This window comes from Micromonospora sp. MH33, assembly GCF_003013775.1.
Lineage (GTDB): Bacteria > Actinomycetota > Actinomycetes > Mycobacteriales > Micromonosporaceae > Micromonospora > Micromonospora fulviviridis.
The window spans coordinates 1-9540 of the sequence record NZ_MUYZ01000271.1 but is presented as its reverse complement, the minus strand read 5'-3'; the positions used below and the strand labels follow the sequence as shown (position 1 = coordinate 9540).

The window sequence follows — 9540 nt, the reverse complement described above, 5'->3', positions numbered from 1 at the left end:
CGGGGCAGGATGCCGGTCATCGCGGACCGCCTCAACGGCGCCGGGCGGCGGTGGCCCGGTCGGCGAGCCCGGGCACGGTGACGTCCCCGTCGCGTACCCGGACCAGCAGCCAGCCGACCAGGCCGGCCACGGTGGCGGCGGCCGCCGCCCCGGCGCCGCCCAGCGCCCAGACCGCGACCACCAGGAATCCGGCGAGGAAGCCGAACTGCCCGCGCGTCATGCCCCACCTCCGCTCCGCGTGATCGACCGGACCGGCGGGGCGTACCCGTTTCCGGGCCGGCCAGTCCTCCCATCGGGCCGTCCCGCCGCCGGGTTCACCGGTCCGGCGGCCCGGGGCGAGCGGATTCCGCCGCACCGCCGAGGCGGCCACCATGATCGACGCCCTAGACTCGGACGTCGACCGAACGACGGATGGATCTGGCGAGATGACGAGCACCGGCAGCGTGGCCACCTCTTGGCTGCGCCCGATCCCGCCCGGGGTCGCGCCGCAGCTCACCCGCGCCGGCCAGGTCGGGTATCCGGCCCGGCGGCTCGGCGAGCTGGTGCAGGGCCGGCCGCCGGGCGTCACCGGGCACCAGTGGAGCACCGCCGGCCGGGAGATCCTCGACCAGGTGGTCTGCGCCCCCGACACCGGCCTGCCGCTGTTCGCCGTGCGCTTCGCCCCGCCCGCGCCCGCCGGGTCGCCGGCCAGCCGAACCGAGCGGATGACCAGCGCTGTCTGCGCCGCGGTCGGCCTGCCGCTGCTGCGGGTGGAGTCGCCCACGTTGCGCGGCGCCGAGCACGCCCGCCGCCTCGTCGAGTACGTCATCGACGCGCGCGACTACGCCGCCGGCACCGACCCGGACACCGGCGACGCCGTCGGGTTCCGGGACATCGTCGGCCGGCTCCCGGACGGCCGCCGCGGGCCGGTGAACGACCTCGGGGCGCTCACCCGGGCCGCCGCCGTCGAGGCGTACGTGGAGCGCCGGCTCGCCGACCCGATCGTCCGCGGGCTGCACGTGCGGTGGACGGACGGCCCGGCCGAGGGCTGGAGCTGGGTCGAGGTGCGGCCCGGCCGGTGCCTCGTGGAGCGGGTGCACCTCGCCGCTGAGCGCTTCTCCTGCGGGGTGGACCCGGGCCGGCTCGCCGAGGACCTGGCCGCCGTGGCGGTCGGGGAGCGGCTGCGCGACCTGGACGCCGCCGGACCGTCCCTGGTGGACCGGGATGAGTTGCGCGGGCAGATCCGCCGGCTCGCCGCCCGGCGCGACGAGTTCGACGGCGGCTTCGCCTTCGACCACCTCTGCGCCGACTGACCGGCGTTCCCGGCCCCGGCTGGCTCCGCGGGTGTCCCCGCGAATTCTCCCGTTTCCCGGTTGAACCTTCGCCGCCCTCGCTCCGTACCTAAGCGGGAATGGACGCAGATCTTCCCCGCCGCGCCGGACGGCGCGGGGACGGTGCGGAAAGGGCATCGTCGGTCATCGACGTGCGACCGGAGCGTCGCAGTGATCCTCACCCCGAATTCCATCGGTCCGCCGGGGTCACCAGTCAGCTACCGGATCGAGAAGGAGAGCAATTCGATGCGCAGGTCCACACGGGCGCGCCGGTCATCCGGTAACGCGCGGAGCAAGCGTCTGCTGGCCGTGGTCGGCACGCTCGCGGTCTTCGGCGGAATCGTCGCCGTCACCCAGATCTCGTCCGCCCAGGACCGGCGGGCCACCGTCCGTACCGCCTCGGCGTCCTGCGTGGCCGCGAGCCCGGGAGCCACCGCGCCGGACGGCCAGGGCAGCACGACACGGACCTGGCAGAACGGCCGGTGGGTACGCAACCACTGGGGTGACGGGCAGATGTCGTCCGCCGAGTGCCAGGAGACCAAGGGGGGCGGCGCGGGCGCCGGTACCCCGACCGTGGCCTGCCCGGACGTGCGGAGCAAGCTGCCGCAGGTGCCCGACCAGGCGCGCGCCGAGGTGGACCGCAACCTCGCCCTGCTGGACGGCCAGATCGCCGAGGCCAACCGGCGGCTCGCGGCGGACGGCGCCCGCAACGGCGACTTCATCAACAACGCCGTCCTGCGGCCGCTCGCCGACAAGCGGACCGCGACGTTGAACCGGATCGCCACGGCCATCGGCCGGGTCGCCGAGCGCCCGCAGGGCCTGGACCAGTTGGCCCAGTGCGCCCTCGCCGACAACGCGCAGAATGGCGGCGGCAACAACGGCGGCCAGAATGGCGGCGGCAACAACGGCGGGCAGACCGGCGGGAACAACAACGGCGGGCAGACCGGCGGGAACAACGGTGGCCAGACCGGCGGCAACAACAACGGCGGGAACAACAACGGGGGCAACAACGGATTGGGCGTGCTCGCCAAGGACTGCGCCAACAGCCGCCTCCAGGCGCACGACGGTTTCCAGAACGGCAATCGTTGCGTGAGCACCGCGTTCGGTGAGGTCGGCGCCGCCGCGAACAATCCCTCGCTGCTCATCACGCAGTTCCCGAACCGGGTCCAGCGCAACCAGCCGTTCACCCTCCGGGTCAGCACCCGCAACCTGGTCCGCGACCGCTTCCTCGCCGCCGGCCAGGGCGGCTACTACCTGGAGAGCTCCCTCCTCAACGACCAGGGCCTGGTGCGCGGCCACTTCCACACCGCGTGCCGGATGCTCGGCAGCACCCGGCAGCCCCCGAACCCGCAGGACGTGCCGGCGTTCTTCGTCGCCACCGAGGACGGCCGGGGCAGCGCCCAGCCGGACGACGTGCTGATCCAGATCCCGGGCCTGCCGCAGTCCGGGCTGGCGCAGTGCGCGGTCTGGGCCGGTGACGGCTCCCACCGCATCCCGATGATGGAGCGGGCCAACCAGACCCCCGCCTTCGACGTGGTGCGGATCCGGGTCAACTGAGCACCGACGGCCGGTGCCGCCCTGGGGGTACGCCTCGGGCGGCACCGGGCCGTTCCCGTCGTGGGTCGCCGGGACCGGGCGGGCCTCAGGGCAACGGTTCGCCGGCCTCGGAGCGCGGCAGGTGGGTGCAGTGCGCAACCGTGGCGTCGTCCGGGACCGGAGGCGTCGGGGCCGCCGGTGGCGCGGGCCTCGGCCTGCCGGACGCGGCGGATGACGCCGGCCGGCCCGTGGACGGCGAGCACGGCCGCGATCTCGCCGATCGCGGCGGCGAGGAGGGACACGAGGTCTCGCCCGTCGTCCCGCGACAGCCGGCCGAGCAGAGCGCCGCCGAGGCGGTGGGTGTACCAGGCGACACCGTGGGCGCAGATCGACTCGGTGCCCGGGAACCGCGCCGAGGAAGTCCTCGTTCGGCCGGCCGGCCCTGCCGGCACTGGTCGCCATGCTGACGCGCACCCGTGGCTCCGGGGTCGGGATCGCGCGCCTCCGGGCGGGGCCCGCGGGATGAAGTTCGGTGCCGGGATTCCCCGCCCGGCTGAAAATTGTTAACGGTGGGAAAAGTCGATCGGGGCCACGCCGCTTTCTCAGCGTGACCCCGGGGTGCCCGACCGTGAACCGGGAGGGCTCAGCGGTTCTTGTAGGCCTCCACCACCGAGACGGGGATGCGGCCCCGCTCGGAAATCTCGTAGCCGTTCTTGGCGGCCCATTCCCGGATGGCGCGGTTCTGCTCGCGGTCCATTCCCGAGGTGCTCGGGCGGGTCGCGCCGCGCGCCGCGCGCCCGGCCTCGATCGGGCCGCGCCCGATCCGCCTGCCAGCGCTGATGTACGGGTCCAGCGCCTTGCGCAGAACGCCGGCGTTCTCGTCGGAGACGTCGATCGTGTACGCCACGCCGTCCAGGCTGAACTCGACGGTCCGATCGGCCTTTCCACCGTCGAGGTCGTCGGTCAGAACGGTGATTACTTTCCTTGCCATCGCCATTACTCCCTGTGTCGGGCGGGGTGTGGCTAAGAGTTTGACGTATCTCGCGGCAATTTCGCAACAATACCCGTCCTTCTTATTCGGCGGGTCGCCTTATCCGCGCGGCGCCAAATGGGCGTTCAGGCCCGGTGCGGGTGTCCGGCCGGGCGGCGGGAGTGGCGTGGGTCACAAGCTGGAACAAGGGAGACGGTTTGTTACTTGAGCCTGACACGCTCAACTCAACGTGATAGCAGGTGTTCGATGGCAACTCTTCCGGTACTTCCTCTGACCGACGCCGTCCTGCTGCCCGGCATGGTCATCCCGGTGACCCTCGACCCGACCACCCAGGCCGCGGTCGACGCGGCCCGCGCCACCGGCGACAAGAAGCTGCTCGCCGTGCCCCGCCTCGACGGCGAGTACGGCTCGGTGGGCGTGGTCGCCACCATCGAGAAGGTGGGCCGGCTGCCCAGCGGCGAGCCGGCCGCCGTGGTCCGCGGCCTCGCCCGGGCCCGGATCGGCTCCGGCGTGCCCGGACCGGGCGCCGCCCTCTGGGTCGAGGCCACCACCCTCGACGAACCCGCCCCGGCCGGCCGGGCCCGGGAACTCGGCCGCGAGTACCGCGCGCTGATGACCTCGGTCCTCCAGGAGCGGGGCGCCTGGCAGGTCATCGACGCCATGGAGCGGATGACCGACCTCTCCGAGCTGGCCGACGCGGCCGGCTACGCGCCCTGGCTGACCTTGGCGCAGAAGACCGAGCTGCTCGCCGCCCCGGACGTCACCGCCCGGCTGGAGCTGCTGGTCGGCTGGGTGAAGGACCACCTGGCCGAGCAGGAGGTCACCGAGCGGATCAACAGCGACGTCCGCGAGGGGCTGGAGAAGTCGCAACGCGAGTTCCTGCTCCGCCAGCAGCTCGCCGCCATCCGCAAGGAACTCGGCGAGGACGAGCCGGACGGCTCCGCGGACTACCGCTCCCGCGTCGAGTCCGCCGACCTGCCCGAGAAGGTCCGCGAGGCGGCCCTGCGCGAGGTCGGCAAGCTGGAGCGGGCCAGCGACGCCTCGCCGGAGGCCGGCTGGATCCGGACCTGGCTCGACACCGTCCTCGAGATGCCGTGGAACACGCGTACCGAGGACAACACCGACCTGGCCGCGGCGCGTGCCGTGCTCGACGCCGACCACGCCGGCCTGGCCGACGTGAAGGACCGCATCCTGGAGTACCTCGCGGTGCGCAACCGGCGTGCCGAGCGCAACCTCGGCGTGGTCGGCGGCCGCGGCTCCGGCGCGGTGCTCGCCCTGGCCGGCCCGCCCGGCGTCGGCAAGACCAGCCTCGGTGAGTCCGTCGCGCGGGCCCTCGGCCGCAACTTCGTCCGGGTCTCCCTCGGCGGCGTCCGCGACGAGGCGGAGATCCGCGGCCACCGGCGCACCTACGTCGGCGCGCTGCCCGGCCGGATCGTCCGCGCGCTGCGCGAGGCCGGCTCGATGAACCCGGTGGTGCTCCTCGACGAGGTCGACAAGCTGGCCGTCGGCTACTCCGGCGACCCGGCCGCGGCCCTGCTGGAGGTGCTCGACCCGGCGCAGAACCACACCTTCCGGGACCACTACCTGGAGGTCGACCTCGACCTGTCCGACGTGCTCTTCCTGGCCACCGCCAACGTGGTGGAGACCGTCCCCGGCCCGCTGCTGGACCGGATGGAGCTGGTCACCCTGGACGGTTACACCGAGGACGAGAAGGTGGCCATCGCCCGCGACCACCTGCTGGCCCGGCAGCGGGAACGGGCCGGGCTGACCGCCGAGGAGGTCACCGTCACCGACGGCGCGCTGGCCCTGATGGCGGGGGAGTACACCCGGGAGGCCGGCGTCCGGCAGCTCGAACGGGCCCTGGCGAAGATCCTGCGCAAGGTCACCGTGGCGCTGGCGTCCGACCCGGCGCCGGTCCGCGTCGACACCGACAACCTCGCCCGCTACCTGGGCCGGCCCAAGTTCACCCCGGAGTCGGCCGAGCGGACGGCGGTGCCCGGCGTGGCCACCGGCCTGGCGGTCACCGGCGCCGGCGGGGACGTGCTCTTCATCGAGGCCACCAGCATGGAGGGCGAGCCGGGGCTGACCCTCACCGGTCAGCTCGGCGACGTGATGAAGGAGTCGGCGCACATCGCGCTGTCGTACCTGCGCTCCAACGGGCGACGCCTCGGCATCGACCCGAACGCCCTCGCCGGGAGGCGGATCCACGTGCACTTCCCGGCGGGTGCGGTGCCCAAGGACGGCCCCAGCGCGGGCATCACCATGGTCACCGCGCTGGCATCGCTGGTGACCGGCCGGCCCGTCCGCCCGGAGTTCGGGATGACCGGCGAGGTGACCCTCTCCGGCCGGGTGCTGCCCATCGGCGGCGTGAAGCAGAAGCTGCTCGCCGCCCACCGGGCCGGCCTGACCGAGGTGATCATCCCGAAGCGCAACGAGCCGGACCTGGACGACCTGCCCACCGAGGTCCGCGAGGCGCTGACCATCCACACCCTCGCCGACGTCGCCGACGTGCTCGCCCTGGCGCTGCGCCCGGCCGAGGTCGACGCGGAGACCCTGGGCGGCCAGTCGCTCGCCGCGGCCTGACCACCTGACACGCCGAGGCCCCCGGTCCATTCGGACCGGGGGCCTCGGCCGTGCTCACCAGCGGTCCCGGCGCTCCCGCCGCTCGCCACCGTCGCCATCCCGGCCGCGGCGCTCGCCGCCTCCGTCGCCGTCCCGGTCCCGCCGCACGGTGGCCTTGCGGCCCTTGATGGTGCTGCCGCGCAACCCCTGGATCACCTCGTCGGCGACCCCGTACGGGACCTCGACCAGGGAGAACCGGTCGGCGATCTCGATCGAGCCGATGTCCCGGCCGCTGACCCCGGTCTCCCCGGTGATCGCCCCGACCAGGTCCTGCGGGCGCACCCCGGCGCGCCGGCCCAGCCCGATGAACACCTGCGTGGTGCCCCCGGCGCGGGGACGCGCGCCACCGCGCCGGTCCCGGCCCTCGTACCCCGGCCGGGTCTCCCGGGGCGCGCGGACCGCGACCTGCGGGATCTCCTCCTCCTCGTCGGCGGTGCCGGGCAGGGTGGCCTCGTGGGCCAGCCGCACCGCGGCCAGCGCGACCTCCACCAGGTCGAACTCGTCGGTCAGCGACTCGACGATTGCCCGGAACGGCTCCAGGTCGTCCTCCAGCAGCGACTCCCGCAGCGCCGCCTGGGTCAGCTCCAGCCGCCGGGTACGGAGGTCCGCCACCGTGGGGATCTTGTCGACCGCGATCCGCTGGCCGGTGACCCGCTCGATGGTCTTGAGCATCCGGTGCTCGCGCGGCTCGGCCAACGTGATCGCCACGCCCTCCCGGCCGGCCCGGCCGACCCGGCCGATCCGGTGCACGTACGACTCGGGCGCCGACGGGACGTCGTAGTTGACCACGTGGGTGAGCTGCTCCACGTCCAGCCCGCGGGCCGCCACGTCGGTGGCCACCAGCAGGTCGGCGGTGCCCGACCGCAGCCGGCCCATTACCCGGTCGCGCTGCTCCTGGCTCATCCCGCCGTGCAGCGCCTCGGCCCGGTAGCCCCGGCCGTTCATCGTCTCGGTGAGCCGGTCCACCTCCTCCCGGCTGCGGCAGAACACGATCGCCGCGGTGGGCGACTCCACGTCCAGCACCCGGCCCAGCGCCGCCGGCTTGTGCGCCCGCGCGACGATGTACGCGCTCTGCCGCACCCGCGGCGCCTCGCCCGCGACCGGCCGCTCACGCTCGATCTGGATGCGCACCGGGTCGGTCAGGTGCTTCCGGGCCAGCCCGTCGATCCGGGCCGGCATGGTGGCCGAGAAGAGCACGGTCTGCCGGCCGGCCGGGGCGTGCTCCAGGATCGCCTCGATGTCCTCGGCGAAGCCCATGTCGAGCATCTCGTCCGCCTCGTCCAGCACCACGGTGGCCAGCGCGCCCAGCCGCAGGGTGCCCCGGGCGATGTGGTCCAGCGCCCGGCCCGGGGTCGCCACCACCACGTCCACGCCGGCGTCGAGGGCGCGCAGCTGCCGGCCGATCGGCTGGCCGCCGTAGATCGGCAGGACCCGGGCGCCCAGGTCCTTGCCGTAGCGGTGGAACGCCTCGGAGACCTGCACGGCCAGCTCCCGGGTGGGCACCAGCACCAGCGACACCGGGTCCCCGCCGGGGCGGTCGTCGGGCATCCGCTGCAGCAGCGGCAGGGCGAACGCGGCGGTCTTGCCGGTGCCGGTCGCCGCCTGCCCCAGCAGATCCTGGCCGGCGAGCAGCGGTGGGATCGCCTCCCGCTGGATCGGGGTCGGCTCCTCGTAGCCGAGGACGGCCAGCGCGTTCAGCAGTTCGGTGCGCAGCCCGAGGTCGGTGAAGGCGACGGCCTCGTCCTCGGTGGGGGCGGCGGGATCGGTCGGGGTTGGTGCGGAACTCATGGGGCAAGCTTTTCATCACCGCCACCTGGCCGTCGCGGCGACCGCCGCAAACCGTCGCCCCCGCCACGCCGGCGGTGATCCGGCCGGGCCCCGTGCCTCGGCCGGATCACCCGGACAGGACCGCCAGCAGGGTGGTCAGACCCACGGCGACGTCCAGCACCCCGCACCATTCCGCGTACCCCCGGGGCACCACCCGGCCCGTGCGGTGGTGGGCCAGGTCCCAGGCGGCGTGCCCGAGCCAGCCGAGGCCGACCAGCACACCGGCGAGGCCGTCCGGCCCGAGCAGGGCGCCGGCCGCCAGCCCGCCCCAGCCGGCCAGCCCGGCGAGCTGCCACGCCAGGTTCCGGCGGTCGCCCCACTGCCGCCGCCAGGTGCCGATGAGCAGGTAGCCGGCCGGCAGCACCAGCAGCGTCCACGGGGAGAACACGGTCGGCGCGACCCAGAGGTCCACGGTCATCAGCACCGCGAGTCCGGTCGGCCACCGGCGCGCCACGGCCGCGGCCACCGGATGGCGGCGGCCCGGCGCCGGATGCGCGTGCCGGTGCCGCAGCGCCACCAGGGCCATCGCCGGCAGCATCAGCAGGTGGCCGCCGAGCATCAGCGCGCCGTCCCCGACCAGGCCGGCCCACCACGGCGGGAGCAGCAGCAGGAACGGGACGTACATGACGGCCACCATCTCGGCGGTCGCGGCCCACCCGTGGCCCCGGTGCCACATCCAGGCGGCCATGCCCAGCCCCATGTCCGTCGCCATCACCAGCGCGCCGACATCCGCCCGGGCCAGCACGTCGGTGCCGCCCAGCCGCTCGGCGCCGGCCCGCCACAGCGGGCCGAGCAGCAGCATGCCGACCACCATCGCCACGACCATCCCGGCCAGGTGGCCGGCCAGCCGTCGGGCGTCCTCCCGCAGGGGTACGCGTACCGTCGTCTCCGTCATGCCCCGAGCCTGCCGACGCCCGCCGCGCGGGACCAGGCGCGTCCGTCACCGGAAAACCGTGCGTCGCGCACGGGTGCCGCGTGACATACCGCAGGGGTGAACCGGGCGGCCACCGGCCCTAGGATCGGCGGACATGACGGTCGACGCGGCGGACCGCCGGCTGCGGCGCGCCCGGCAGCTCACCCTGGTGTCGCTGGCGACGAACGTCGGGACCACCCTGCTGCTGCCCGGCGTCGGGCTGGCCCGCGAGCCGGACCCGCTGCGGCTGGCGCTCGGCCTGGTGGGGCTCGCCGCCGTCACCGCCGCCCAGGCGGCGGTCCTGCACGCGGCGGTCACCCCCTGGCTCGCCGGGCGGGCCC

General features: G+C 74.6%; 7 protein-coding genes and 1 pseudogene. 4 read left to right on the top strand and 4 right to left on the bottom strand.

All coding sequences use genetic code 11. The features are described from left to right. Positions 1-31: 31 nt before the first annotated feature. Entirely contained in the window at positions 32-220 is a 189-nt protein-coding gene (locus B0E53_RS37135) for a hypothetical protein (RefSeq protein ID WP_091305946.1), read from the bottom strand. 205 nt (positions 221-425) lie between these two features. Between B0E53_RS37135 and B0E53_RS28750 the strand changes: the two genes are divergently transcribed. Further along, positions 426-1292: a hypothetical protein gene (locus tag B0E53_RS28750; RefSeq protein WP_107078875.1), complete on the top strand. Its 867-nt coding sequence runs from the start codon at positions 426-428 to the stop codon at positions 1290-1292. Between the two features lie 264 nt (positions 1293-1556). Next, positions 1557-2867, top strand: coding sequence for a hypothetical protein (locus tag B0E53_RS28745; RefSeq protein WP_168215437.1), 1311 nt, complete (start codon positions 1557-1559; stop codon positions 2865-2867). A gap of 622 nt (positions 2868-3489) precedes the next feature. Here the strand turns inward: B0E53_RS28745 and B0E53_RS28735 are convergent. After that, positions 3490-3837, bottom strand: coding sequence for an Lsr2 family protein (locus B0E53_RS28735; RefSeq protein ID WP_107078877.1), 348 nt, complete (start codon positions 3835-3837; stop codon positions 3490-3492). A gap of 246 nt (positions 3838-4083) precedes the next feature. Between B0E53_RS28735 and lon the strand changes: the two genes are divergently transcribed. After that, positions 4084-6420 carry an endopeptidase La gene (gene lon, locus B0E53_RS28730; RefSeq protein WP_107078874.1) on the top strand — a complete coding sequence of 779 codons (2337 nt, stop codon included), beginning with the start codon at positions 4084-4086 and terminating at the stop codon, positions 6418-6420. Positions 6421-6474: 54 nt separating this feature from the next. Here lon and B0E53_RS28725 read toward each other — a convergent pair whose 3' ends face one another. Then, entirely contained in the window at positions 6475-8247 is a 1773-nt protein-coding gene (locus B0E53_RS28725; protein WP_107078873.1) for a DEAD/DEAH box helicase, read from the bottom strand. Between the two features lie 106 nt (positions 8248-8353). Beyond that, a complete protein-coding gene (locus B0E53_RS28720) occupies positions 8354-9181 on the bottom strand; it encodes a hypothetical protein (RefSeq protein WP_107078872.1) in 828 nt (275 codons plus the stop codon). 133 nt (positions 9182-9314) lie between these two features. Here B0E53_RS28720 and B0E53_RS28715 point away from each other — a divergent pair. Continuing rightward, positions 9315-9540: pseudogene (locus B0E53_RS28715) on the top strand (histidine kinase); the annotation flags it as partial.

Excerpts from the sequence above, each read along its gene's own strand:
- B0E53_RS28725 (WP_107078873.1), bottom strand. The coding sequence starts at position 8,247 with ATGAGTTCCGCACCAACCCCGACCGATCCCGCCGCCCCCACCGAGGAC.
- B0E53_RS37135 (WP_091305946.1), bottom strand. The coding sequence starts at position 220 with ATGACGCGCGGGCAGTTCGGCTTCCTCGCCGGATTCCTGGTGGTCGCG.
- lon (WP_107078874.1), top strand. The coding sequence starts at position 4,084 with ATGGCAACTCTTCCGGTACTTCCTCTGACCGACGCCGTCCTGCTGCCC.
- B0E53_RS28745 (WP_168215437.1), top strand. The coding sequence starts at position 1,557 with ATGCGCAGGTCCACACGGGCGCGCCGGTCATCCGGTAACGCGCGGAGC.
- B0E53_RS28750 (WP_107078875.1), top strand. The coding sequence starts at position 426 with ATGACGAGCACCGGCAGCGTGGCCACCTCTTGGCTGCGCCCGATCCCG.
- B0E53_RS28735 (WP_107078877.1), bottom strand. The coding sequence starts at position 3,837 with ATGGCAAGGAAAGTAATCACCGTTCTGACCGACGACCTCGACGGTGGA.
- B0E53_RS28720 (WP_107078872.1), bottom strand. The coding sequence starts at position 9,181 with ATGACGGAGACGACGGTACGCGTACCCCTGCGGGAGGACGCCCGACGG.